The sequence below is a fragment of the Pantoea allii genome (assembly GCF_002307475.1).
In the GTDB taxonomy this organism is placed as follows: domain Bacteria; phylum Pseudomonadota; class Gammaproteobacteria; order Enterobacterales; family Enterobacteriaceae; genus Pantoea; species Pantoea allii.
The window spans coordinates 13,839-38,981 of the sequence record NZ_NTMH01000041.1 but is presented as its reverse complement, the minus strand read 5'-3'; the positions used below and the strand labels follow the sequence as shown (position 1 = coordinate 38,981).

23 protein-coding genes are annotated in these 25,143 nt (G+C 52.4%); 1 reads left to right on the top strand and 22 read right to left on the bottom strand.

The annotated features are described in order from the left end of the window. Positions 1–15: 15 nt before the first annotated feature. From pstB to pstS, 4 genes are all read right to left on the bottom strand, one after another. Positions 16–789, bottom strand: a complete 774-nt coding sequence (gene pstB / locus CMR03_RS20900; RefSeq protein ID WP_013023943.1) for a phosphate ABC transporter ATP-binding protein PstB — start codon at positions 787–789, stop codon at positions 16–18. Positions 790–833: 44 nt separating this feature from the next. Beyond that, entirely contained in the window at positions 834–1,724 is an 891-nt protein-coding gene (gene pstA, locus CMR03_RS20895) for a phosphate ABC transporter permease PstA (protein WP_096012548.1), read from the bottom strand. After that, on the bottom strand, positions 1,721–2,683 hold the full coding sequence (gene pstC, locus CMR03_RS20890) for a phosphate ABC transporter permease PstC (RefSeq protein ID WP_063877776.1): 963 nt from the start codon (positions 2,681–2,683) through the stop codon (positions 1,721–1,723). The genes pstA and pstC overlap by 4 nt, the downstream gene beginning before the upstream one ends. Before the next feature lie 86 nt (positions 2,684–2,769). After that, positions 2,770–3,813, bottom strand: coding sequence for a phosphate ABC transporter substrate-binding protein PstS (pstS, locus tag CMR03_RS20885; protein WP_096012547.1), 1,044 nt, complete (start codon positions 3,811–3,813; stop codon positions 2,770–2,772). A 176-nt stretch (positions 3,814–3,989) separates the two neighbouring features. Here pstS and CMR03_RS20880 point away from each other — a divergent pair, with 176 nt between their 5' ends. Beyond that, entirely contained in the window at positions 3,990–4,373 is a 384-nt protein-coding gene (locus CMR03_RS20880) for a DUF4349 domain-containing protein (protein WP_096012546.1), read from the top strand. Between the two features lie 43 nt (positions 4,374–4,416). On the opposite strand, the gene glmS is transcribed toward CMR03_RS20880, so the two are convergent. From glmS to ravA, 18 genes are all read right to left on the bottom strand, one after another. Beyond that, entirely contained in the window at positions 4,417–6,246 is a 1,830-nt protein-coding gene (gene glmS / locus CMR03_RS20875; RefSeq protein WP_063877773.1) for a glutamine--fructose-6-phosphate transaminase (isomerizing), read from the bottom strand. 144 nt (positions 6,247–6,390) lie between these two features. After that, positions 6,391–7,761 carry a bifunctional UDP-N-acetylglucosamine diphosphorylase/glucosamine-1-phosphate N-acetyltransferase GlmU gene (glmU, locus tag CMR03_RS20870; protein ID WP_063877772.1) on the bottom strand — a complete coding sequence of 457 codons (1,371 nt, stop codon included), beginning with the start codon at positions 7,759–7,761 and terminating at the stop codon, positions 6,391–6,393. A 162-nt stretch (positions 7,762–7,923) separates the two neighbouring features. Next, positions 7,924–8,343 (bottom strand): F0F1 ATP synthase subunit epsilon, encoded by a 420-nt coding sequence (locus CMR03_RS20865; protein WP_013023936.1) that lies wholly within the window; start codon positions 8,341–8,343, stop codon positions 7,924–7,926. Positions 8,344–8,367: 24 nt separating this feature from the next. After that, entirely contained in the window at positions 8,368–9,765 is a 1,398-nt protein-coding gene (gene atpD / locus CMR03_RS20860) for a F0F1 ATP synthase subunit beta (RefSeq protein ID WP_063877771.1), read from the bottom strand. Between the two features lie 30 nt (positions 9,766–9,795). Then, positions 9,796–10,662, bottom strand: a complete 867-nt coding sequence (gene atpG / locus CMR03_RS20855) for a F0F1 ATP synthase subunit gamma (protein WP_063877770.1) — start codon at positions 10,660–10,662, stop codon at positions 9,796–9,798. A gap of 52 nt (positions 10,663–10,714) precedes the next feature. After that, positions 10,715–12,256 (bottom strand): F0F1 ATP synthase subunit alpha, encoded by a 1,542-nt coding sequence (gene atpA / locus CMR03_RS20850; RefSeq protein WP_096012545.1) that lies wholly within the window; start codon positions 12,254–12,256, stop codon positions 10,715–10,717. Between the two features lie 14 nt (positions 12,257–12,270). Then, positions 12,271–12,804: a F0F1 ATP synthase subunit delta gene (gene atpH, locus CMR03_RS20845; RefSeq protein WP_006121199.1), complete on the bottom strand. Its 534-nt coding sequence runs from the start codon at positions 12,802–12,804 to the stop codon at positions 12,271–12,273. 14 nt (positions 12,805–12,818) lie between these two features. Beyond that, positions 12,819–13,289, bottom strand: coding sequence for a F0F1 ATP synthase subunit B (atpF, locus tag CMR03_RS20840; RefSeq protein ID WP_013023933.1), 471 nt, complete (start codon positions 13,287–13,289; stop codon positions 12,819–12,821). Between the two features lie 103 nt (positions 13,290–13,392). Then, positions 13,393–13,632 carry a F0F1 ATP synthase subunit C gene (gene atpE, locus CMR03_RS20835; protein WP_003849523.1) on the bottom strand — a complete coding sequence of 80 codons (240 nt, stop codon included), beginning with the start codon at positions 13,630–13,632 and terminating at the stop codon, positions 13,393–13,395. Between the two features lie 48 nt (positions 13,633–13,680). Next, entirely contained in the window at positions 13,681–14,499 is an 819-nt protein-coding gene (gene atpB, locus CMR03_RS20830) for a F0F1 ATP synthase subunit A (RefSeq protein WP_063877769.1), read from the bottom strand. An 8-nt stretch (positions 14,500–14,507) separates the two neighbouring features. After that, positions 14,508–14,888, bottom strand: a complete 381-nt coding sequence (atpI, locus tag CMR03_RS20825) for a F0F1 ATP synthase subunit I (RefSeq protein WP_063877768.1) — start codon at positions 14,886–14,888, stop codon at positions 14,508–14,510. Between the two features lie 672 nt (positions 14,889–15,560). Further along, the gene (rsmG, locus tag CMR03_RS20820) at positions 15,561–16,196 is read right to left on the bottom strand and encodes a 16S rRNA (guanine(527)-N(7))-methyltransferase RsmG (RefSeq protein WP_063877767.1); all 636 of its coding nucleotides are present in this window, start codon (positions 16,194–16,196) and stop codon (positions 15,561–15,563) included. 47 nt (positions 16,197–16,243) lie between these two features. Beyond that, a complete protein-coding gene (gene mnmG, locus CMR03_RS20815; RefSeq protein WP_063877766.1) occupies positions 16,244–18,133 on the bottom strand; it encodes a tRNA uridine-5-carboxymethylaminomethyl(34) synthesis enzyme MnmG in 1,890 nt (629 codons plus the stop codon). Between the two features lie 432 nt (positions 18,134–18,565). Beyond that, positions 18,566–19,006 carry an FMN-binding protein MioC gene (gene mioC / locus CMR03_RS20810; protein ID WP_096012544.1) on the bottom strand — a complete coding sequence of 147 codons (441 nt, stop codon included), beginning with the start codon at positions 19,004–19,006 and terminating at the stop codon, positions 18,566–18,568. Positions 19,007–19,161: 155 nt separating this feature from the next. Beyond that, positions 19,162–19,623, bottom strand: a complete 462-nt coding sequence (gene asnC, locus CMR03_RS20805) for a transcriptional regulator AsnC (RefSeq protein WP_063877764.1) — start codon at positions 19,621–19,623, stop codon at positions 19,162–19,164. 104 nt (positions 19,624–19,727) lie between these two features. After that, complete coding sequence (gene ovoA / locus CMR03_RS20800) at positions 19,728–21,866, bottom strand: 5-histidylcysteine sulfoxide synthase (protein WP_208625038.1); 2,139 nt, start codon at positions 21,864–21,866, stop codon at positions 19,728–19,730. 74 nt (positions 21,867–21,940) lie between these two features. Continuing rightward, the gene (gene viaA, locus CMR03_RS20795; RefSeq protein WP_063877763.1) at positions 21,941–23,401 is read right to left on the bottom strand and encodes an ATPase RavA stimulator ViaA; all 1,461 of its coding nucleotides are present in this window, start codon (positions 23,399–23,401) and stop codon (positions 21,941–21,943) included. Continuing rightward, positions 23,398–24,894 carry an ATPase RavA gene (gene ravA, locus CMR03_RS20790; RefSeq protein WP_063881064.1) on the bottom strand — a complete coding sequence of 499 codons (1,497 nt, stop codon included), beginning with the start codon at positions 24,892–24,894 and terminating at the stop codon, positions 23,398–23,400. Before ravA ends, viaA begins: the two co-directional genes overlap by 4 nt. Positions 24,895–25,143: the final 249 nt, after the last annotated feature.

Here is a 25,143-nt window from a genome sequence, read left to right as displayed (position 1 = left end):
CGATCTCCTGTCGAATCAGCCGTAGCGACCTGTGATGTAGTCTTCTGTTTGTTTCTGTGCCGGCTTGGTGAACAGCGTGTCAGTGTCGCTGAACTCAATCAGTTCGCCCAGATACATAAACGCCGTGTGATCGGAACAACGTGCAGCCTGCTGCATGTTATGGGTCACGATCACCACCGTGTAATCCTGCTTCAGTTCGGTAATTAATTCTTCGATACGGCCGGTAGAAATGGGGTCCAGTGCAGAGCATGGCTCATCCAGCAGCAGCACTTCCGGACGGATAGCAATGCCGCGGGCAATACACAGACGCTGCTGCTGTCCACCAGACAGGCTGTAGCCACTCTGGTGCAGCTTGTCTTTGGTTTCGTTCCACAGGGCCGCTTTGGTCAGCGCCCACTGCACGCGCTCATCCATGTCGGCACGAGACAGCTTCTCGAACAGGCGCACGCCGAAAGCGATATTGTCATAAATCGACATCGGGAAAGGCGTCGGCTTCTGGAATACCATGCCAACCCGGGCGCGCAACAGTGCGATATCCTGATGCGACGCCAGAATATTGTCGCCATCCAGCAGAATATCACCCTCTGCTCGCTGATCCGGATAGAGCGAATACATTTTGTTGAAAGTGCGCAGCAGGGTGGACTTACCACAGCCTGATGGCCCAATAAACGCCGTGACCTGGTTTTTAGCAATATCCAGGTTGATATTTTTCAGAGCGTGAAACTTGCCGTAATAGAAATTCAGATTACGAACCTCGATTTTTCCGGCTGATGCAGTCGCAGTACTCATTGTTTTTCTCTCTTAATCAACACCGCGCAGGGCAGTGTCGGTAGTTAACCGTGTTTGCCCTTGGCGAAAACAACTCTTGCTACGATATTCAGCAGCAGCACGCACAGGGTAATAATCAGTACGCCAGCCCAGGCCAGATTTTGCCACTCGGCAAACGGGCTCATGGCGAATTTAAATATGGTGACCGGGAGGTTAGCCACGGGCTGCATCATGTCGGTGCTCCAGAACTGATTCGACAGCGCAGTAAACAGCAGCGGCGCGGTTTCACCGGCGATACGGGCAATCGCTAACAGCACACCGGTGATGATGCCGGAAACCGACGCTTTAAGCGTAATAGCCGAGATCATCTTCCATTTCGGCGTACCCAACGCATAGGCGGCTTCGCGCATGCTGTCTGGTACCAGTCGCAACATGTTTTCCGTGGTTCGAATCACTATCGGAACCTGCAGCAGCGCCAGCGCAATCACGCCCGCCCAGCCGGAGAAGTGGTGCATTTGCGCCACGACGATGGTGTAGACAAACAGGCCAACCACAATTGACGGTGCTGACAGCAGAATGTCATTAATAAAACGAATCACTTCTGCCAGTGCTGATTTGCGTCCGTATTCCGCCAGATAAACGCCGGCCATAATGCCCAGCGGCGTACCGAAGAAGGTAGACCAGAAAATCAGTAAACCACTTCCTGCCAGGGCGTTGGCTAAGCCACCACCCGCGGTGTTTGGCGGCGGAGTGGACTCCGTAAACAGCGACCATGACAAACCATCGATGCCACGGCTTACCGTAGTAAACAGAATCCACACTAACCAGAACAGGCCAAAAGCCATGGTCAGTAACGACATCGTCAGCGCAATTTTATTCTTGGTACTGCGCCATGACTGCATCTTACGACGTGACGCTTCCAGTTCTGCGCGAGCCTGCACTTCCATCGTTGTCATGATCGCGTTCCTTCACTTTTGGCCAGCCGCATAATCATTAACTTTGAAATCGCCAGCACGATAAAGGTGATAACAAACAGAATCAGGCCCAGCTCCATCAGAGCCGCAACGTGTACGCCTGATTCTGCTTCAGCGAATTCGTTCGCCAGCGCTGAGGTGATACTGTTGCCAGGCATAAACAGCGAGGCGCTGTCTAACTGGTAGGTGTTACCGATAATAAAGGTCACGGCCATGGTTTCACCCAGTGCACGTCCCAGACCGAGCATGACACCGCCGATCACCCCATTTTTGGTGAAGGGCAGAACAATGCGCCAAATCACTTCCCAGGTCGTGCAGCCAATGCCGTAAGCCGACTCTTTCATCATCACCGGCGTCTGTTCAAACACATCACGCATTACCGAGGCGATATACGGGATGATCATGATGGCCAGGATAACGCCTGCGGCCAGGATACCGATACCAAATGCGGGGCCAGAAAACAGCTCGCCAATGACAGGAATGCCCGACATCACATCGCCAACCGGCGTCTGGAAGTACTGTGCGAACAGTGGCGCAAAAACAAATAAGCCCCACATGCCGTAAACAATGCTGGGGATCGCCGCTAACAGCTCAATGGCGGTACCCAGTGGACGACGTAACCAGCCTGGTGCGAGTTCAGTAAGGAAAAGCGCAATACCGAAACTGACCGGTACCGCAATAATCAGGGCAATAATTGAGGTGACGAGCGTACCGTAAATCGGTACCAGCGCACCAAATTGTTCGTTAGGGGCGTCCCAGGTTTTGGTCCACAAAAACGCGAAACCAAATTTCTGTATGCTTGGCCAGGAAGAGAAGATCAGGGAGACGATGATGCCGCCCATCAGTAACAGGACGATCAGCGCAGCGAGTTTTACCAGTGCACCGAAAATTCTGTCGCCTTGCTTGCCTGGGGCTTTGAATGCCGACTTCGTTGCAGCCATAGAAGTCTCAGTCCTCAGAAGTTATCAGGGCGGCAGACGCCGCCCCTGAAGGCTGACCAGACGTCGGTCTGGCCAGGGTCATTCACTTACTTATAAAGCGCTTTACCTGAACTGTCTTTGATATTGGCTTTCCATGCAGCGCGGATCTGCTGAACTACGCTGTCAGGCAGGGTGGCATAATCCAGCGCGTTTGCCGTTTTGCCGCCGTCTTTGTAAGCCCAGTCGAAGAATTTCAGCACTTCGGCACCTTTCGCCGCGTTAGCCTGGTCTTTGTAAATCAGGATAAACGTGGTTGAGGTGATTGGCCATGCGTCGTTGCCTTTCTGGAAAGTCAGGTCCTGAGCAAAAGATTTGCTCCAGTCCGCGCCTTTCGCCGCGTTAGAGAAGCTGGTTTCGCTTGGCGCAACCGCTTTACCATCCGCATCCACCAGCTTGGTGTAGGTCAGATTATTTTGTTTGGCATAAGCATATTCAACGTAGCCGATTGAGCCTGGCAGACGCTGTACGAAGGCGGCGACGCCGTCGTTACCTTTACCGCCCAGACCGGTTGGCCAGTTAACAGTATTGCCCTTACCAATTTTGCTGTTCCACTCTTCGTTCACTTTTGCCAGATAGCTGGTGAACACGAAAGAGGTACCGGAACCATCCGCGCGGCGTACCACGTTGATGTTGGTGTCTGGCAGTTTCACGCCTGGGTTCAGTTTAACAATCGCAGGATCGTTCCACTTTTTGATGTTACCCAGATAGATGTCGCCAACGGTTTTACCGTCCAGCGTCAGTTGACCTGATTTAATGCCCGGCAGGTTAACCGCCAGCACCACACCACCGATCACGGTTGGGAACTGAAACAGGCCATTTTTCTGCAAATCTTCGTCTTTCATAGGCGCATCAGACGCACCGAAATCAACGGTTTTGGCGATAATTTGTTTCACACCGCCAGATGAACCAATGCCCTGATAGTTGATTTTGCTACCGGTGGCTTGCTGATATTCTGCTGCCCACTTGGCATAAACCGGCGCCGGGAAAGTCCCGCCCGCACCAGTCAGATCGGTGGCTGCAAAGGCAGAAACCGCGCTAACGGCAAAAGAGGCGGCAAGGATTCGGGCTACGGTGCTACGCATCAGTGTCATGTTCCCTCCAGGGGAGAAAATTCAGGCTCAATGCCTTTTTAGTAAGAGTCAGTGATTGCTGCAGGAGGGAAAATAGGACAGTTTAGTGACAGAAAAATGTAGTTAATATTACAGTTATATGACAGACACAATTATTGCTCATTTTTACAAGCCCACTATTGAAAAGGACATGTTCAATGACATTTATGAAGAAGCTTCTGGTATGCAATGTCGTCCTCCTCTGTACGCTGGCCAGCGCCCATGCGTACGACGTACCGCAGATTCATTCGAATGAATCTTTTGCAATGACAGATAACAGAGGCACTCTGGCCACAATTGACAGTAGTGGCGCGGTCAGACAAGCGTCTGTCAATGCTGAGGATGTGAGTGAAACTAAGAAGCAAGTACAAGCGTTAATAAAAACGCAAGAAAACCAGACTGATACCCTCAATACGCTTTCACAAAAGCTAAGCAAAAATGAAGATGTGATCACTAACCTGCAACGCTCACTCGATGAGGCTAACCGCAAAATCAGCGATCAGCAGCGCGCACTTGAGCAAGTCAGCAGCAAAATTAAATAAAAGAAACGCGTGAATCCCGCCAGGGATTCACGCGTAAGACGCATTACTCGACCGTCACCGATTTCGCCAGATTACGCGGCTGATCCACATCGGTCCCTTTAATCAGGGCCACGTGATAGGAGAGCAGCTGCAGCGGCACGGTATAGAAGATAGGCGCAATCGCTTCTTCCACGTGCGGCAGGGGAATGATCTTCATTCCATCGCTGTCGCTAAAACCAGCATCTTCATCAGCAAACACGTACAGCAGACCGCCGCGCGCGCGCACTTCTTCGATATTCGATTTCAGCTTCTCTAACAGCTCGTTATTCGGTGCCACGACGATAACCGGCATATCGGCATCAATCAGCGCCAGCGGCCCGTGTTTGAGCTCACCAGCAGCATAAGCCTCGGCATGAATATAAGAGATCTCTTTTAACTTCAGCGCGCCTTCCATCGCAATCGGATATTGATCGCCACGGCCCAGGAACAGCGCATGATGTTTATCAGAGAAATCTTCTGCCAGATCTTCAATCAGCTTATCCTGCGCCAGCATTTGTTCAATGCGGCTTGGCAGTGCCTGCAGACCATGAACAATCTCATGCTCTTTTTCCGCTGGCATACCGTTCAGGCGACCCAGTTTTGCCACCAGCATCAGCAGCACGGTGAGCTGGGTGGTAAAGGCTTTGGTCGACGCGACACCAATTTCCGTGCCCGCTTTGGTCATCAGCGCCAGATCAGATTCTCGTACCAGGGACGAACCGGCGACGTTACAGATAGCCAGCGATCCCAGATAACCCAGCTCTTTTGACAGGCGCAACGCAGCCAGCGTATCCGCAGTTTCACCCGACTGAGACAGCGTAATCAGCAGGCTGTTTTTACGCACCGCCGATTTGCGATAGCGGAATTCAGACGCGATTTCGACATCACAAGGGAGATTAGCCAGTGCTTCAAACCAGTAGCGCGAAACCATGCCTGAGTTATAAGACGTACCGCAGGCAATGATCTGGATATGCTCAACTTTGCTGAGCAGCGTTTCTGCATGCGGGCCGAGCTCGCTGAGATCCACTTCGCCGTGATTAAAACGACCGGTTAAGGTGTTTTTAATCGCGTTAGGCTGCTCGTAAATCTCTTTCTGCATGTAGTGACGATACAGGCCTTTGTCACCGGCATCGTACTGCACGCTGGATTCGATCTCTTCGCGACGGACCTGGTTACCGGCACCATCAATAATGGTGACATCACGGCGACTCACTTCAGCGATATCACCCTCTTCCAGATAGATGAAGCGACGGGTGACCGGTAGCAGTGCCAGTTGGTCAGACGCGATAAAGTTTTCGCCCACACCGCGCCCAATGACCAGCGGACTACCGGAACGGGCCGCTACCAGCAGCGACGGATCGCGGCTGTCCATGATCACCATGCCATAAGCACCGCGCAGTTGAGGGATCACGCGCTGCACGACTTCACGCAACGAGCCACCTTGTTTCTGTTCCAGATGGACCAGATGCGCCACGACTTCAGTATCGGTTTCTGAGGCAAAGTGATAACCCTGAGCCATCAGCGCTTCGCGCAGAGGCTCATGGTTTTCGATGATGCCGTTATGTACGATAACGATGTGCTCAGAAACGTGCGGATGCGCGTTGGCTTCTGAGGGCTCGCCATGCGTTGCCCAGCGCGTGTGGGCAATACCGGTTCCACCAACCAGGGGCTGTTCTTCTGCGGCGGCAGCCAGCATCTGCACCTTACCCAGGCGACGCAGGCGCGTTATGTGTCCCTGCTGATCGACGACGGCCAGACCGGCTGAGTCATAACCACGGTATTCCAGGCGGCGTAAACCTTCTAATAAAATTTCTGCGATATCACGTTGTGCTACTGCACCAACAATTCCACACATAGTTATTTCCTGACTTCATGGCGTTAAGCCATTGCGTTGTCATATGACCTGATAGTCCGGCTTTGCCGGTTCCCCGAGCCTTGTAGAGAGTGGGGATTATAGTTTTGGTACTACACAGCGGCCCGTTAACACGGGCCGTAAAAATTATTTTTTCTTCTGCGGACGCTGCCAGTCGGCTTTGTGATTCTGCTCTTTACGGTTATAGACCAGATCAGCGCCGGAAATATCTTTCATCACCGTGGTACCTGCCGCAATCGTTGCGCCTGCCGCCACGGTGACCGGCGCAACGAGTTGCGTGTCCGATCCCACAAAGACGTTATCGCCAATGATCGTTTTAAATTTGTTGGCACCATCGTAATTACAGGTGATTGTCCCGGCGCCAATGTTCACATTGGCACCAATTTCAGCATCGCCAAGGTAAGAGAGGTGACCCGCTTTGGACCCTTTGCCGAGACGCGCTTTCTTCATCTCAACAAAATTGCCCACGTGCGCAGCCTGAGCCAGTTCACTACCCGGGCGCAGACGCGCGAATGGTCCTACGGTACAGTCAGTGGCCAGATTTGCATCCTCGATCACCGAATAAGGGCTGATGTCACAGTCATCCCCGATAACGCTGTTTTTGATAATACAGCCCGCGCCAATTTTAACCCGGTTGCCCAGCGTCACCTGGCCTTCAATAATGACGTTGGTATCAATTTCAATATCCCGACCGTGCTGCAGCGTTCCGCGCAGGTCGAAACGTGCAGGATCGCGAAGCATAACGCCAGCCAACAGCAGTTTTTCAGCCTGCTCGTGTTGATAAGTACGCTCAAGCGTAGCCAGTTGCAGGCGATTGTTGACGCCGTCAGTTTCGCTATTGCGGGCCGGATGGACGGCATTAATTACCCGACCTTCACCGTGCGCTAATGCGATGATGTCGGTAATGTAATACTCGCCTTGGGCATTATTGTTATTTAGCCTGGACAGCCAGCGCTTAAGATCACCGCCGTTGGCGATCAGAATACCGGTATTAATTTCATTGATAGTCAGTTGAGAAGGGTTAGCATCTTTTTGCTCAACAATACCGACGATGGTGCCATTTTCACGCACGATGCGACCGTAACCTGTCGGGTCATCCAGTACAACCGTCAATAATCCGATACCGCCCGCGGGCTTAGCCTCGCGCAAACGCTGTAAGGTGGCTTCAGAAATCAGCGGAACGTCACCATAGAGCATCATGATGTCTTCGTCATCAGCAAAGTGCGGGGCCGCCTGCTGCATAGCATGACCCGTACCCAGTTGTTCTGCCTGCAGCACCCAGTTGACTGCGCTGTCAGTTAACGTTGCTTTCAGTTGATCGCCGCCGTGTCCGTATACCAGGTGCACCTGCTGTGCACCCAGCCCTTTTGCGGCATCAATCACGTGCTGAACCATCGGTTTACCTGCCAGCGTATGCAACACTTTTGGCAGATCGGAATACATACGGGTGCCCTTGCCAGCGGCAAGAATTACCACGCTCATCGCACTGTTAGACATATCCATCCTGACTGATTGTAGACTGAAGAAAGTTAAACGATTTAGCACTGAGATTACTACATTTTTCTTGTCCCGAAATTAGCCAGAATCTTGTTACCCCTACGGCAGGCAAAAAAAAATGCCAACCCAAAGGGCTGGCATTTCGTGACGCATAAAGCCGGATTACATCGCTTTTTTGGTCAGCTCGATCACGCGCAGTTTCGCAATGGCTTTCGCCAGCTCCGCAGAGGCCTGAGCGTAGTCCACGTCGCCGTGGCTGCTGTTCATATGCTCTTCTGCTTTACGTTTTGCTTCCAGCGCACGCGCTTCATCCAGATCGGTACCGCGGATCGCGGTATCGGCCAGAACAGTGGTGCTGCCAGGCTGCACTTCCAGCACGCCGCCAGAGAGGTAAATAAACTCCTCTTCGCCGTGCTGTTTCACGATACGGATCATTCCAGGCTTAATGGCAGTCAGCAGCGGGGCGTGACCAGGAAAAATTCCCAGTTCACCTTCGCTACCTGACACCTGAATTTTCTGCACCAGACCAGAGAACAGTTGGCTCTCTGCACTGACAACATCCAGGTGATAAGTCATAGCCATAATTTTCCTCCTGGGAAACCGTTATTACAGTTTCTTCGCTTTTTCGACCGCTTCTTCGATGGCGCCAACCATGTAGAAGGCCTGCTCTGGCAGGTGGTCAAATTCACCTTCCATGATGCCTTTAAAGCCACGGATGGTGTCTTTCAGCGTCACGTATTTACCTGGAGAACCGGTGAACACTTCTGCTACGAAGAACGGCTGAGACAGGAAGCGCTGGATCTTACGCGCACGTGCCACCAGCAGTTTGTCTTCTTCAGACAGTTCGTCCATACCCAGGATGGCGATGATGTCTTTCAGTTCCTGATAACGCTGCAGCAGTGACTGTACGCCACGTGCAACGTCATAGTGCTCCTGACCCACAACTAATGGGTCCAGCTGACGGCTGGTGGAGTCCAGCGGATCAACTGCCGGGTAGATACCCAGAGAGGCGATCTGACGGCTCAGGGTGACTGTTGAGTCTAAGTGAGCAAAGGTGGTTGCTGGTGACGGGTCAGTCAAGTCATCCGCTGGCACGTAAACGGCCTGTACGGAGGTGATTGAACCTGTCTTGGTGGAGGTAATACGCTCCTGCAACACACCCATCTCTTCTGCCAGCGTTGGCTGATAACCTACCGCAGATGGCATACGACCCAGCAGTGCTGATACTTCCGTACCGGCCAGGGTATAACGGTAGATGTTGTCGATGAACAGCAGAACGTCACGGCCTTCATCACGGAATTTCTCCGCCATGGTCAGACCGGTCAGCGCCACGCGCAGACGGTTACCCGGCGGCTCGTTCATCTGGCCATACACCAGCGCGACTTTATCGATAACGTTGGAGTCAGTCATTTCGTGGTAGAAGTCGTTACCCTCACGAGTACGTTCACCCACGCCAGCAAAGACCGAATAACCTGAGTGCTCAGCCGCGATGTTACGGATAAGCTCCATCATGTTTACGGTTTTACCTACACCCGCACCACCGAACAGACCGACTTTACCGCCCTTAGCGAACGGACACATCAGGTCGATAACCTTGATGCCGGTTTCCAGCAGTTCCTGCGAGTTAGACTGATCTTCATAAGAAGGCGCAGGGCGGTGAATAGAGGAAACCTCTACGACGCTGCCGTCTTCTTCTTTCAGGTCGCCTTTCATGTCGATAGGCTCGCCCAGCACGTTCATGATACGGCCGAGGGTTGCTTTACCAACCGGTACCTGGATCGGTTTTTTCAGGTCGGTGACGTTCAGACCGCGCTTCAGGCCGTCAGAAGTACCCATGGCGATGGTACGAACCACGCCACCACCCAGCTGCTGCTGAACTTCCAGCACCAGACGAGCATCACCATTCATAACCTCAAGAGCGCTGTACACTTGCGGTACTGCATCCTGAGGGAATTCGACGTCAACTACGGCGCCGATAATCTGGACAATCTTTCCAGCTGCCATCTTGAATCCTCTACCTAATTCCAAACCTGGTTAAACCGCGGAGGCTCCCGAGACGATCTCGGTAAGTTCCTGGGTGATGCTGGCCTGACGAGCTTTGTTGTAAACCAACTGCAGCTCTTTGATCAGATTTCCGCCGTTATCGGTTGCAGCTTTCATTGCCACCATACGTGCGGCCTGCTCACTGGCCAGGTTTTCCACCACACCCTGATAAACCTGCGATTCGACATAGCGACGCAGCAGCGTATCCAGCAGCGCTTTCGGATCGGGCTCGTACAGGTAATCCCAGGTCTTCGCCTTCATCTCTTCTTCACCTTCCGCTGGCGGTAACGGCAGCAGTTGGGTAATGGTCGGAGTCTGAGACATGGTGTTGTTGAACTTATTGCTGACAATGTACAGCTTGTCGATGCGGCCTTCATCATAGGCCTGCAACATCACTTTTACCGGGCCGATAAGATCAGAGAGCGCAGGCTTATCGCCCATGCCAGTGACCTGTGCCACAACGTTGCCACCAACAGCGCCGAAGAATGACACGCCTTTCGATCCCACAATCGCCAGATCGCTCTGGACGCCTTTGTCGGACCAGGCCTTCATCTCTGCCAGCAATTTTTTGAACAGGTTAATGTTCAAACCACCACAAAGCCCGCGGTCAGTCGAAACGACCAGGTAGCCGACGCGCTTAACGTCGCGCTCATCCAGGTAAGGGTGCTTGTATTCCAGATTACCTAACGCAAGGTGACCAATCACTTTGCGCATGGTATCTGCATACGGACGGCTGGCCGCCATGCGTTCCTGCGTTTTACGCATTTTGGAGGCGGCGACCATTTCCATCGCTTTGGTGATCTTCTGCGTATTTTTTACGCTTCCGATCTTGGTACGTATTTCTTTTGCGCCGGCCATTAGCTTCTCCTCAAAGCCTTGCGGCCTGCCTTTTCAGACAAGCCGCCAGACATTACCAGGACTGGGTTGCTTTAAACGTCTCGAGGAGGCTTTTCAGCTTCTCTTCGATGTCGCTATTGAAGTTACCAGACTGGTTGATTTCAGCCATCAGCTCGGCGTGATCGCGATCTGCGAACGCCAGCAGAGCAGCTTCGAAGCTACCAATTTTTGCCAGCTCAACGTCGTTCAGATAGCCGCGTTCCGCTGCGAAAAGAACCAGACCCTGCTGCGCGACAGACATCGGCGCATACTGTTTCTGCTTCAGCAGCTCGGTCACTTTCTGACCGTGGCTCAGCTGTTTACGGGTTGCATCGTCCAGATCAGAAGCGAACTGGGAGAATGCTGCCAGTTCACGATACTGTGCCAGCGCGGTACGAATACCACCGGACAGTTTCTTGATGATCTTGGTCTGTGCAGCACCACCAACACGGGATACAGAGATACCCGGGTTAACAGCCGGACGGATACCGGAGTTGAACAGGTTAGATTCCAGGAAGATCTGACCATCAGTAATCGAGATTACGTTGGTCGGAACGAACGCAGAAACGTCACCCGCCTGAGTTTCGATGATTGGCAGCGCGGTCAGAGAACCGGTCTGGCCTTTCACTTCACCATTAGTGAAGCGCTCAACGTAGTCAGCGCTCACGCGTGATGCACGCTCCAGCAGACGAGAGTGGAGATAGAACACGTCGCCTGGGAAAGCTTCACGGCCTGGTGGACGGCGCAGCAGCAGCGAAATCTGACGGTAAGCAACAGCCTGTTTAGACAGGTCATCGTATACGATCAGCGCATCTTCACCGCGGTCACGGAAGTATTCGCCCATGGCGCAACCTGCATACGGAGCCAGATACTGCAGTGCAGCAGACTCAGACGCAGACGCAACGACGACGATGGTGTTAGCCAGCGCACCGTGCTCTTCCAGTTTACGAACCACGTTGGAAATGGTTGACGCTTTCTGACCAATCGCAACGTAGACACATTTGATGCCTGAATCGCGCTGGTTGATGATGGCGTCGATTGCCATTGCGGTTTTACCGGTCTGACGGTCACCGATGATCAGCTCACGCTGGCCACGGCCGATTGGAATCATCGCATCGACAGATTTGTAACCGGTCTGAACAGGCTGGTCGACAGACTGACGGTCGATAACACCAGGTGCAATGACTTCAACTGGCGAGAAGCCGTCGTTGTCGATTGCGCCTTTACCGTCGATAGGTGCACCCAGGGTGTTCACCACGCGGCCCAGCAGGCCACGGCCAACCGGTACTTCAAGAATACGGCCAGTACACTTGACCTTCATGCCTTCGGCCAGGTCAGCATACGGACCCATCACCACCGCACCTACAGAGTCACGCTCGAGGTTCAGGGCGATAGCGTAACGGTTTCCCGGCAGGGAAATCATCTCACCCTGCATAACATCGGCCAGGCCGTGTACGCGGATGATACCGTCACTTACAGAAACAATAGTACCTTCGTTGTGAGCTTCACTCACGACATTGAACTGAGCAATGCGCTGCTTGATCAGTTCGCTGATTTCGGTGGAATTCAGTTGCATATGCTCCAGTCCCCTTAAGACTGCAAGACGTCAGCCAGACGGTCAAGACGGCCGCGTACGCTGCCATCAATAACCAGATCACCCGAACGGATGATCACGCCTGCCATCACAGACTTATCAATTTTGCAATTCAGCTTAACTTTGCGTGACAGACGTTTTTCCATCGCGGCGCTGATTTTAGTCAGCTGGTCGTCACTCAGCGTGCTGGCAGAAATAACATCCACTTCGGCAGTCGCTTCATAAGCGTCTCGCAGTTGAATGAATTGCGCCAGAACAGCCGGAAGCGCTGTCAAACGTCCGTTTTCCGCCATCACCTTAATCAGGTTCTGTGCGGGTTCATCCAGTTGATCACCACAGACTGCATTAAACGAGGCAGCCAGTGCTTCAGGTGCTAAAGCACCAGAAAGCAGGTCGGCCATCTGTTCATTGGCAGCCACTTCTGCGGCAAACGCCAGCATCTTTTGCCAGCGTTCAATACTTTGATGCTCAACAGCAAAGTCAAAAGCTGCTTTGGCGTAGGGGCGAGCTACAGTAATCAGATCAGACATCAGCCCCTCCCTCCTTACAGTTCAGCGACCAGTTTATCAACGATGTCGCTGTTAGCAGCTTCATCCACGGAACGTTCGATGATCTTCTCGGCACCAGCCATAGCCAGCAACGCGACTTGCTTACGCAGTTCTTCACGTGCACGTTTGCGTTCGGCGTCAATTTCGGCCTGCGCTTGTGCAACAATGCGAGTGCGTTCGTTATCAGCTTCAGTCTTGGCTTCGTCCAGAATCTGCGTGCGACGCTTGTTCGCCTGCTCGATAATGACCTGAGCTTCCTCTTTCGCTTTTTTCAGCTGGTCGGTCGCATTAGCCTGCGCGAGATCCAAATCTTTCTTCGCGCGTTCAGCAGAAGCAAGGCCTTCAGCAATTTCTTTCTGGCGCTTTTCGATGGCAGCCATAATCGGTGGCCATACGTACTTCATGCAGAACGCGACAAACAGGATGAACGCGATGGCCTGGCCGAGGATTGTTGCATTAATGTTCACAGCACAATGCCTCTAATTAAGTATTTAACTTTTCTGCCGCTATCAACGATAAACGGCAGAATCCGTTCACTCTCACACCAGGTGCGGAGTGAACACGGGGGCTTTAGGCGACAGCGAACATCACGTAGAGGCCCAGACCAACAGCGATCATTGGGATTGCATCCACCAGACCCATTACAACAAAGAACTGCGTACGCAGCAGAGGAATCAGGTCAGGCTGACGAGCAGCGCCTTCCAGGAATTTTCCTCCGAGGATGCCGATACCGATCGCAGCACCGATTGCCGCCAGGCCCATCATCACAGCGGCAGCCATGTACAGCAGATCCATATTCAGGTTTTCCATGACAGTCTCCAGTTTGTTTCAGTTAAACGCGTATTGTTGAGAAAAAAATCAATGTTCTTCAGATGCCATCGACAGATAGACAATCGTGAGGACCATGAAGATGAAAGCCTGTAGCGAAATAATCAGGATGTGGAAAATGGCCCAAGGCACATTCAGAATCCACTGTGACCACCACGGCAACAGACCGGCAATAAGGATAAAGATCAGTTCACCCGCATACATGTTGCCGAACAGTCGCAGACCGAGAGAAACCGGTTTGGACAGCAGGCTAACACCTTCCAGAATAAGGTTAACGGGGATAAAGATCGGGTGATTAAAAGGCTGCAGCGTCAGCTCTTTCGTGAAGCCGCCAATGCCTTTCATTTTGATGCTGTAGAACAGAATCAAAATAAAGACGCCCAACGCCATTGATAACGTGATGTTCACGTCTGCAGAAGGTACCACGCGCAGCGCCGGTAACCCCAACCAGTGCTCACCAATATAGGGCAGCAAATCGATTGGCAGCAGATCCATGAAGTTCATCAGAAAGACCCAGACAAAAATTGTCAGAGCCAGCGGGGCGATAAGTTTGCTCTTACCGTGATACATGTCGCGCACGTTGCTATCAACGAAACCGACAACCAGTTCGATAGCCGCCTGCATTTTCCCTGGCACACCGCTGGTGGCGCTTTTCGCCACGCTACGGAACAACACCAGGAAGATAACTCCCAGCACCAGAGAGAAAAACATGGAATCGATATTTAATACCCAGAACGTCGCGGGAGCGTCGTGAGCATTCACTAACTCGAAGGTACGCAGGTCCAACTGAAGATGAGTCAGGTGGTGACCAATGTACTCTTGCGGAGTAGAGATTTCTCCTGCAGCCATGATGCCTCTTACCCTTTGTTGTTAATTACCGCCGGTGCCAACATCTGAACGACCAGCACCGATAACCAGGTGATCCCGACCGGCCAAAAGACCGCATCGAATACGCCCAACGCCACAATGAGCAAAATAATGGTCGCGAACACTTTGGCTATTTCACCCAAAGCGAAGCTCCACGCGACGCGCCCCGAAGCCGGAGTTTGCCCTTGCAGGCGCCAGGCTATAAACAAGAACAACACGTTTGGCAGCCAGGCTGCCATCCCGCCAGCAAGAGCAGAGCTGCCCCAGGTGACATCTTTCAAGGCAAAGAGTGCACCGACGATGACAATGGTCACTAGCTGAATCATCAGCACCGTTCGGGCGTATTTTACACTGTAAAGAGACACTGACATGGCGCTGATACTCTCCTGCCCCTTTAGGGGTATGTCGCGTGTCGTATAAGACTGCCTTTGTGCATTTGAGTCAAGTAGCAAAAGCCGTGCAAATTATACGGGCCGTCCCTGTGATTTCAATCGTTAAGTAACGAAAAGGTGAACAATTATCTAAATTTCTTTCCGAATGACTATTTTTCCAAAGATACGGAGCAGCCGTTTATGGATAAAGCTGTGAAAAGTTCTGCAGCGGCTCAATTTTAAAGCGTGCTTTAGATCACATAATAAGCATTCACACCACAGTAACTTTTATTAAGGAGCCATTATCCAACTAAGGTATGAAGGATAAAAACATTGATAATCATCACGTTAAAAAGAAAAACGTCCTTGATAATTTTTGTTGTCGATGAAAATGGTCTATTGACATCGAAGTCACCTTCAGAATCGTAAAATGCCTATTACTCATGCAAAAATTTTATTGCCCTTAAATAGGATTAATCGCGATGCACGCGTTTAATACCCAGCGGAGTAGTGATTATTTTGATAAAACTTTGTGAAATAAAAGTTAAATGTGAAAAAGTTTTTCAGATAATTTCCGGGGCGAAATTTAACAATGTGACACTCAACATCGCCGGGTTCGCCCCTCAAACTATCGCATCTTTGGTAACACAGGCACGATGAAACGCCAGGCTTTCACGGTGCCTGAACGCTTCCTGGCGGTGTAATAATAACCAGATGACGCTCACCGTCCAGTTGTGGAACCTGGAGCGAGATAACCCTGTCCAGCGAATAGCCTGCGGGCAGGCTGGTAATTTCATCATCGGGCCGGACCCCTTTCAGGGCATAAAAACGGCCGTTCTTCGTCGGCAAATGGTGACACCAGTTCACCATATCCTCCAGCGAAGCAAAGGCACGGCTGATCACGCCGTCAAAGGGCGGCTCAGACGGAAACGCTTCTACCCTGCTCTGTACCGGTTCGATATTGGTCAGCCCCAGCTCGTGTTGGACCTGCCGTAAAAATCGTACCCGCTTACCCAGGCTGTCCAGCAGGGTGAAATGCGCATCCGGCATGACGATGGCCAGTGGAATGCCCGGTAAACCAGGACCGGTGCCGACATCAATAAAGCGCGCCCCCTCAAGATGAGGTGCCACCACGATACTGTCGAGGATATGGCGAACCAGCATCTGCTGAGGATCGCGCACCGAAGTCAGGTTATAGGCTTTATTCCATTTATCCAGCAGCCCGACATAAGCGACCAGTTGCTGTTTTTGTTGATCGGAGAGGGAAATTTTAGCCGCTTGCAGCAGCGAAGTGAGTTTGTTGATCACAGCATCAGTCCAGTCAGCGGGGGCGGGATAACCCGCCCCGGTTCAGATCAGGCGCTTTTGCGCAGCAGACCTTGTTTTTTCAGGTAAATAAGTAAAATCGAGATGGCAGCAGGCGTGATGCCTGAGATACGTGATGCCTGGCCGATAGAAACCGGTTTGTGATCGTTCAGCTTGGCGATAACTTCATTTGAAAGGCCACTGACCTGGCGATAATCAAGCGTCGCGGGCAACAGCGTATTTTCGTTACGCAGCTGACGATCGATCTCTTCCTGCTGACGTGCAATGTAGCCTTCGTATTTAACCTGAATTTCAACCTGATCGGCAGCCTGATCATCCGCTAAAGCCGGACCGAACGCATCAAGCGCCATCAGCTTCAGGTAGGTCATTTCAGGACGACGTAGCAGATCCTCCGCACTGGCTTCTTTCGTCAGTGGCGAGCTGGTGATGGCGTTAACCGCATCGACATGTTCTGACTTAGGGTGCACCCAGATATCACGCAACCGCTGGCGTTCCTGCTCAATGGCTTCCAGCTTCTGATTAAAACGAGCCCAGCGCGCATCATCCACCAGGCCAAGTTCACGGCCAGTTTCCGTCAAACGTAAATCAGCATTGTCTTCGCGCAGCATCAGGCGATATTCCGCACGCGAGGTAAACATGCGGTAAGGCTCTTTGGTACCCAGCGTGCACAGGTCGTCGACCAGAACCCCCAGATAAGCCTGATCGCGGCGCGGCGCCCAACCTTCTTTGTCAGCAGACTGGCGTGCCGCATTAAGGCCAGCCAGCAAACCTTGTGCTGCGGCTTCTTCATAGCCTGTGGTGCCGTTGATCTGACCGGCAAAAAACAGACCGTCGATAAATTTGCTTTCCAGCGTGAGTTTCAAATCGCGTGGATCAAAGAAGTCATACTCAATGGCATAGCCCGGACGCACGATCGTCGCATTTTCCAGACCCTGCATAGAACGAACGATCTGCATCTGTACGTCGAATGGCAGGCTGGTAGAGATACCGTTAGGGTAGATCTCATTGCTGGTCAGCCCTTCAGGCTCAAGGAAGATCTGATGTGAATTACGATCGGCAAAGCGCATCACTTTGTCTTCGATCGACGGACAATAGCGTGGACCGATCCCTTCGATGATCCCGGCGTACATTGGGCTACGATCGAGGTTATTACGGATCACATCATGTGTTTTTTCATTGGTGTAGGTCATCCAGCACGGCACCTGCTGGGGGTGCTGTCCGGCATTGCCCATGAAAGAGAATACCGGCATCGGGTTATCGCCATGCTGCGGGGCGAGTACGCTAAAATCGATGCTGCGTGCATCAATGCGCGGCGGTGTACCGGTTTTCAGGCGGTCAACGCGCAGTGGCAAAGCGCGCAGGCGTTTTGCCAGAGGAATCGACGGCGGATCACCTGCACGGCCACCGCTGTAGTTATCCAGCCCGATATGAATTTTACCGTCGAGGAAGGTTCCCACGGTTAATACGACCGTTTTGGCACGGAATTTCAGGCCCATTTGGGTTACCGCACCGACGACACGATCGTTTTCGACGATGAGATCGTCCACGGCCTGCTGGAAGATCATCAGGTTTGGCTGATTCTCCAGCGCTTTACGCACGGCCTGGCGGTAGAGCACGCGGTCTGCCTGAGCACGAGTGGCCCGTACAGCAGGGCCTTTGCTCGCGTTTAGTATCCTAAACTGAATACCTGCCTGGTCGATTGCTCCAGCCATCAAACCGCCTAAGGCATCCACTTCCTTTACCAAATGTCCTTTGCCAATTCCACCGATTGCAGGATTACAAGACATTTGTCCCAGCGTATCGATGTTATGGGTCAGTAACAGGGTTTGCTGACCCATTCGGGCTGCTGCCATGGCAGCTTCCGTGCCCGCATGACCACCACCAATTACGATGACGTCAAAAGGATCTTGATAAAACATGAAGTGGTACCTCGTTGATGAATAGTCAGAGATCGTTCTCTCTGGGCCGTGGATTCTACTGAAATTATGGCTGAGGTGAAAGCAGCGGGATCGTCAGGTATTAAAAGAAAAGATCTTAATTCTTTATATGATCTTTCTGTTAGATCTCTTATTAGGATCGCGGTTCCCTGTGGATATCTGCGAAAAGCACAGCGTAAACAAGCGTATAGAGAGGATCGATACCTGTTAATGATCGGTGATCCTGATCCGTATAAGCTGGGATCAAAATGGCTTGTTATCCACAGCTCACAAAGTGAACTCCGGTTGTTCTTTGGATAACTACCGGTTATACGCAACTAAACAGGGTAGTTATCCACAAAATAAACGGCAGGATCGTGTGAAAAACAGTATCTTCTGCTGGGGATCGTAGCTATTTCCCGATCCCCGACCAGCTTAGATCGCCTCTTTCCAGGTCATCACCCACTCTTCAGCCGGATCTTCAGGGATCTCATGTTCCAGAATATCAATTTCGAGCCTTTCACCGATGCGCTGTGCACCACAGGCAATTAACAGGGCATCAAGGTTGCGTATTGCACCACAAAACAGATCGTATTCATGGTTGCCGATGCCAACTGCGCCAAAACGCACGGCTGACAGATCGGGACGGCTCTCATCAATGGCCTCATAAAGAGGTTGCAGATTATCCGGCAACTCTCCGGCACCGTGGGTAGAACTCACCACCAGCCAGATGCCCTGTTGCGGCACGTCATGCAGCTCAGGGCCGTGCAGCATCTGCGTTGAGAAGCCCGCTTCCTGCAGTTTTTCTTCCAGATGTTCAGCAACATATTCGGCGCTGCCTAAGGTGCTGCCACTGATTAACGTAATGTCGGCCATCGTGCTCTCCTGAGATCAAGGAAAGCATTGTACGCTGTGATCAAGCGGTGATCCACCTGTGGAAAACAGGGTTATTAGTTTAGATGATGTCGATGCAGCCGTTGTCAGGCGGCCGATCGTCTAAGGATAAGATTGTGCACAAGCTGGTGGAAAGATCAGGGCTTGATGGTTCGCATGATGGGGTTTTGCAGGGAAATCAGGGTTTCCGTTGACTGAATTTCGTCGATAGTTTGGATCTTGTTAATTAATACCTGCTGCAGGGCATCAATAGATCGGCACATTACCTTGATGAAAATACTGTAGTGCCCGGTGGTGTACCAGGCTTCAACAACTTCATCCAGGGCTTCCAGCTTGCTCAGTGCCGACGGGTAATCACGGGCGCTTTTAAGAATAATGCCGATAAAACAGCAGACATCAAAGCCCAACTGGCGGGGATCGATCTCAACCCGCGTGCCCAGGATAATGCCTGCCTGCTTCATCTTTTCGACACGGACGTGAATGGTTCCCGGGCTGACATTGAACTGTTTTGCCAGTTCGGCGTAAGCGGTGCGCGCATTTTCCAGTAATGCATTCAGGATACCCCGGTCGAGATTATCCAGTTGCAGATGTTCGGGCATGGTCATCCTCGTTATCGTTTTTCTTCAATGAACTGAGGAGAATGTGCAGCAAAATAATCAAACTGGCAACTCACCGGCAGCGGCATCAGCCGCTGCCGGTTACCTTAACGCTTACGCCACAGCGTCACCTGAGCGAGCGTGTGCTGGAACTTACGGGCCGTTTCACGGATGACAAACGGCACATCCTGTGGAGAACCGATTTGCTCGAAGTCCGCGGCCAGCAGGCGTTGTAACGCCTGCAGCGTGGTCAGGGCTTCGCCATTCTCACGCACGCCGCCCAGCCAGTTTTCCTTCGGTGTAAACTCTTCCAGCCAGGTATAAGGCGATGACAGCACTAAGACACCACCCGGACGCAGCATAGGTGTTACATCCTGAAGGAAGCGCGCCGGCTGACGCAGACGATCGATCAGGTTCGATGCCAGCACCAGATCGTAACGCGCGGGTTGAGGCTTCATATTACAGGCATCGCCCTGTACAAACTGAATACGCTTCGCCTGTTCGTTACTGACATCAAAGTCCTTGAGCCGTACCTGCCGATATTCCACCAGCTCGCCTTCTTCTGGCACCACGTATCGGAAATCTTCGCCGGTCGTGAGCTGTAGCGCCACATCGATAAAGCGCGCCGAGTAATCCATCCCGGTGACATGTTCAAAGTGGCGGGCAAGCTCGAAACTGGCGCGGCCGGTTGCACAACCGATGTCCAGTGCTTCACCTCGATTCTGACTGTGCGGCAGTGCCAGTTTGACCAGTGCTTCAGCGTAGTTATCGACACCGAAATAGCGCGGACCGTACTGGAAATCGAGATACTGCGAAACCATGCTGTCTGTTTCATAGGGATTCAGCGCCATGGTTTCCTGATGCGAGGAGACCACATAGCGGAAACCGGCATGCTGGAAAAAGTGGCGACGGAAAGCATAACGTGACGATTTGATCGCCTCATTGCCGGTAGAAATCCAGCTTCCACCTTTTATAAGTGAGTGCTTACCATCAAAGGTGGGCGTAGAGAAATCGTCATACAGCGGATGGACTTTAAACCCCTCGAAACCATTGATCGGCGTCGTTGTCCATTGCCAGACATTACCTACGATGTCGTAAAACTCACCCTGAGGGAAACGATCGACCGGGCAGGAAGAAGCCCAGTAAGCCAGGTTAATATTGCCTGGAGCCTGCTGCCAGTCTGGCTGATCGCCTTCTACCTGCCCACGGAGTTGGTACCATTCAGCCTCACAGGGTAGCTGCACTGATTTACCGGTTTCTTCTGCTTTCCAGCGACAGAAAGCAGCGGCTTCCAACTGATTGACTTCCGCTGGCCAGTCCCAGGGCATGGAAATTTCTTCACACATCAGGCGGAGTTTTAGCTGATCGGGCATCGTAGCGTCGCCCACCCAGAAGGTGGGCATCTCTGCCTGCGCAAACTGACGCCAGCCCAAACCTTCTTCATCCCACCAGCGGGTTTCCCGATAGCCACCAGCCTGCACAAACTCATAAAATTCTGCATTACTGACCAGCATTTTGCTGGCTTTAAACGGTTTTAGCTCAATTTGCTGAGTACCGTATTCATTGTCCCAACCATAGGTCTCATCTGTCTTGCCAAGGGTGATGTGACCGCCGGGCTGGGGAACGAGCGTATTCGCGGGTACTGACTGTCGGTCATGGCGCGCTTCAGCACACGCAGGCCACTGCTGCTGGGGTTTCACCCATTCAACCGGCAACTGACGAATCAGTACGCTAGAGGTTTCGAGGTGGATTCGCTCATGCTCAATGCCCATAAGGATCACCCAGGCCGGGCTGTCCCAACGGATGGGCAGTTCAAGCGGCATCTCCTGAATAAATTGCGTCACTAATGCTTTTACGCTGCCGCGATAGTCGCGCACGGCTTCCACTGTAGGCCAGTCATAATGGTTGTCATTGAGGTCATCCCAGCTCATTTCGTCCACGCCGATGGCCAGCATGGCTTCAATGTGGTCATCAATGCGGTCATCGATGTAACGGCCCGCCATTAACTTATTAATGTAGAAGGTGGCGGTGTGACCAAAATAGAAGATCAGCGGATGGCGCAGGGGAATCGCTTTGGTAAACCAGGCGCGCTGATCGTTAAGACAGGTAAACAGGTCTTCGTACAGCGCCCAGGTCTGATTGAAGTAAGCCAGCAGCTCTGCACGTTTTTGTTCGACATTTTGGCCAGAGAGCATCAGCGTACGGGTCGGCGCAGGTAAATCGCGATGGGGTTGAACGGTATTCACAGGACACTCCTGATTGCTGAATAAGTAATTGCAGATATTTACTATAAAGCAAAATGGAATTTCTGCTGCCTCGCTTAACGGCGCCAGTGACGTAACAGGCGGCTCTTTAAGCCGGTATCGAAACGCCAGATGTGATCGAAGATGCGCATAATGCCGGGTTTTCCATGCGTAGACATGGCGACGGCATGGAAGCGCTGCTGCTGTTGCTGCTGACGGTGTTTAACGCTGCGTACCACCTCTTCTGGCAGGCGCTGCGCAATAAAATCCGACACTATCACGGCATCGGCATCGTGCCATAACGCGCCCTCCATCCGCTTGACCACGGCTGAAAGACAGGCCGCGAGGTCGGTTCCGCCACGAAAACGTTGGCTGAGAAAACGGATGGCCTGCTCCAGTCCGTCATCACCTGTTAATTCGTAACCAATTACGTCATGGGCGAATAACATGATGTAACAGCGGCGGCGATCGGCCAGTGCGACCTTGAGAAGTGCCAGGCAAAAGGCTTTTGCGCAGCGTTCATTAAAACCGCCCATCGAACCGGAGGTGTCGACACACACGATAAACGGACCTCGTGGCTGTTCTTCGTGCTGCTGGTGGCTGACGGGACGTTGGGTGATTTTTTCATGCCAGGCATCACCCTGAAGTTTGTAAGTAAGCAGTCGCTTCTCTACCAGCCTGCGGTAGAACTCAAGTTCAAGCTCGCTGACGCTTAACGCCGCCAGCTCGGGCGGCAGCAAACGCAGCACATCATCACTCTGATGAATGCCGCTGACTTCTTCCGGTACGGCATCAGGTTCGCGCACCAGGTGATGAAAGGCCTCCATCGGTGCGTCCTGCGAGGGAACCGATTTTGCTTCACGGCTGCGGCCTAACTGCTGGGCCAGCTTCATTAATTCAGGCTGCTGCGCCAGAAACTCACCGTACTGCAACATCAGCTGGTAGTCGCCGTGCTGAAGCGGGGCTTTGCCCATATCCCATAAGCGTCCGGCTGCGGCTTCGTCATCGTCTGCCAGAACCGGCGCCAGTTGACCGCTCAATGCCATACGTTGCTGTAACTCGGCCATCAGACGTTCGCGTTGCTGCTCAAGAAGCTGCTCATTAAGCGTTAGCGTTTGCAGCGTAAGGCTGAGCCGCCAGCGTTGCAGGAACAGCGTATGCTGAGCGCTGCTAAGATTGCCGGGATCGTTATGAAGCAGCAGGCGTTGTGCCTCTTCCAGAAAAGGGGACGTCAGACGTTCAAGGTGAGCAAGGGTTTCATCGAGCTGCTGGCTGAATTCACGATCGCTGAGTAACTGAATACGCTGGAATAACTGAAACTCTTCCGCCAGCGCTTCCGGTACGGGCGTGGCTTTGAGTTCGGCATCAATCTCCGCCTTCCAGCGAGGAACGTCGCGTAACAGCGCCTTTTTCATGCCGGGGAATTTTTCAAAGAACAGGGCCAGCTGTGGGGACGCGAGGAGTGCCAGAATTAACTCTTCAATCAGTTCGGTTTCACCGATTGACAGCAGGGTACTCAGCGTCTCCAGAGAGATCATTTACGCGCCTGTTTAAGTTGTTCCGCCACGTCCTGCAGGCTGGTTTCGACGCGAGCCAGCCAGTCATCACTGATAAACAGGCAACGTTGTTGCTGGCTGAACTGATGGCGCTGCTGACGTAGCTGGCTGTCGAGTTCATCCAGCGCTTCGCGGATTTCCTCAGGCAGCGCATCACTGCTGCTTGCGCCCGGCAGAGTCAGCCTGGATGTTTGCAGACTGACATCACGCACGGCCAGACAATGTTGAGCATCCACCAGCATATCCAGCGTTTGTGCAAAGCCAATGCCGTTTAATTTGCCGCGAACGTCACCACCTTTCTGTAGCCAGTGATTCAGCGCTTCACGCTCAATAACCAGATGCGTGACCTGCATATCATGCAGTGTAAGCGGCTTTTGCAGCATCAGGGTTAACTGCGCATCGGTAAAGCTTTCGGGCATATCGTAATGCGGTTTACGGCTGAACATGCCGCTGTGTTTCTCAAGCGTAATGGCGACGGCCACGCTTTGCTGCTGTTGCAGTGCCAGACGTCGCGCCTTGAGTTGCTGAAGCCTGAGTAGCATGGCCTGCTGTTGCCAGGCATGTTGCGTCATCAACTGATCGATTTCGCGATCCAGAAGTTGCATCGAAGTGACGTCGTGCCACAAACAGTCTTTCAACAAGATCAGATCCAGCGGAGCAATGGTGTTTCGCCCGCTGTAAAAGGCGCTGGCCTGCAGCAGATGTATGGCTTTTTTCCAGCGACGATCGGAGATGTAAGGCGCATCTGGCAGCTTTTCCAACTGCTGACGTAGCTGATAGATCAGTTCGAACACGTTATCGGGCAGCGTGACCTGACTGATACCTTGTTGCCATTGCACATACTCTTCGTCACTGATGCGCAGCGATTCGGCGACCGGATTGTCATTTTCATCCTGATGATGAGTCAGCATGCTGCGGAAGTTCTGCTTTTCATGCACGTTATCCAGCCACAGACGAATTAACATACGGTCATAGAGGGCTTCGAGCCCGCTGTCGGCTTCCGGTAGCTCATTCGAGGCCGTGACCAGCAAGCGCATGGGGATTTTTTCTTCGCTATCACCGTTGCGGAAACGGCGTTCGTTGATGGCGGTGAGCAGCGTGTTGAGGATTGCCGGGCCTGCTTTCCAGATCTCATCCAGAAATACGATTTCTGCATCCGGTAGATAGCCCTTGGTCAGCCGTTGGTAGCGGCCTTCATCTTTTAACGCCTGAATCGACAGTGGACCAAACACTTCCTCCGGCGTGGAAAAGCGGGTCATCAGATACTCAAAGGCGCGGGCATGCTGGAAGGCGCACTTCAGGCGGCGGGCAATCAGGCTTTTTGCTATGCCCGGCGGCCCCAGCAGAAACACGCTTTCGCCGCTGAGGGCGGCGAGAAGGCAAAGTCGAATGGCATGATGACGCTCATACAAACCTTTTTCTAACGCATTGCTGAGACGAGAAATTCTTTCTGCCAAAAGATGGGGTTGAGCCATAATCACATCAATGTCCTTACAATCGTCGAGCCGCCGCGTTTTAGCGAACGCAATACTCTATAGGGTATGATGCGCGAAAGCGTTAATCGATGTCAGCTTTTTTGTTTCAGAAGGTTCGACAACACGGCTTTAAAGATTGCAGGCAACAGAAAAAACAGGGGATGGCCGTCTGTTACCACGACGGAGGTAGGAATTTTTGTGAATACGTGCATACTGTGCGCTTTTTGATGGCTTGTGCGCCTCTCAGAC

Coding starts and splice junctions, on each gene's coding strand:
- pstB (WP_013023943.1), bottom strand. CDS start 789: ATGAGTACTGCGACTGCATCAGCCGGAAAAATCGAGGTTCGTAATCTG.
- pstA (WP_096012548.1), bottom strand. CDS start 1,724: ATGACAACGATGGAAGTGCAGGCTCGCGCAGAACTGGAAGCGTCACGT.
- pstC (WP_063877776.1), bottom strand. CDS start 2,683: ATGGCTGCAACGAAGTCGGCATTCAAAGCCCCAGGCAAGCAAGGCGAC.
- pstS (WP_096012547.1), bottom strand. CDS start 3,813: ATGACACTGATGCGTAGCACCGTAGCCCGAATCCTTGCCGCCTCTTTT.
- CMR03_RS20880 (WP_096012546.1), top strand. CDS start 3,990: ATGACATTTATGAAGAAGCTTCTGGTATGCAATGTCGTCCTCCTCTGT.
- glmS (WP_063877773.1), bottom strand. CDS start 6,246: ATGTGTGGAATTGTTGGTGCAGTAGCACAACGTGATATCGCAGAAATT.
- glmU (WP_063877772.1), bottom strand. CDS start 7,761: ATGTCTAACAGTGCGATGAGCGTGGTAATTCTTGCCGCTGGCAAGGGC.
- CMR03_RS20865 (WP_013023936.1), bottom strand. CDS start 8,343: ATGGCTATGACTTATCACCTGGATGTTGTCAGTGCAGAGAGCCAACTG.
- atpD (WP_063877771.1), bottom strand. CDS start 9,765: ATGGCAGCTGGAAAGATTGTCCAGATTATCGGCGCCGTAGTTGACGTC.
- atpG (WP_063877770.1), bottom strand. CDS start 10,662: ATGGCCGGCGCAAAAGAAATACGTACCAAGATCGGAAGCGTAAAAAAT.
- atpA (WP_096012545.1), bottom strand. CDS start 12,256: ATGCAACTGAATTCCACCGAAATCAGCGAACTGATCAAGCAGCGCATT.
- atpH (WP_006121199.1), bottom strand. CDS start 12,804: ATGTCTGATCTGATTACTGTAGCTCGCCCCTACGCCAAAGCAGCTTTT.
- atpE (WP_003849523.1), bottom strand. CDS start 13,632: ATGGAAAACCTGAATATGGATCTGCTGTACATGGCTGCCGCTGTGATG.
- atpB (WP_063877769.1), bottom strand. CDS start 14,499: ATGGCTGCAGGAGAAATCTCTACTCCGCAAGAGTACATTGGTCACCAC.
- atpI (WP_063877768.1), bottom strand. CDS start 14,888: ATGTCAGTGTCTCTTTACAGTGTAAAATACGCCCGAACGGTGCTGATG.
- mnmG (WP_063877766.1), bottom strand. CDS start 18,133: ATGTTTTATCAAGATCCTTTTGACGTCATCGTAATTGGTGGTGGTCAT.
- mioC (WP_096012544.1), bottom strand. CDS start 19,006: ATGGCCGACATTACGTTAATCAGTGGCAGCACCTTAGGCAGCGCCGAA.
- asnC (WP_063877764.1), bottom strand. CDS start 19,623: ATGCCCGAACATCTGCAACTGGATAATCTCGACCGGGGTATCCTGAAT.
- viaA (WP_063877763.1), bottom strand. CDS start 23,401: ATGATCTCTCTGGAGACGCTGAGTACCCTGCTGTCAATCGGTGAAACC.
- ravA (WP_063881064.1), bottom strand. CDS start 24,894: ATGGCTCAACCCCATCTTTTGGCAGAAAGAATTTCTCGTCTCAGCAAT.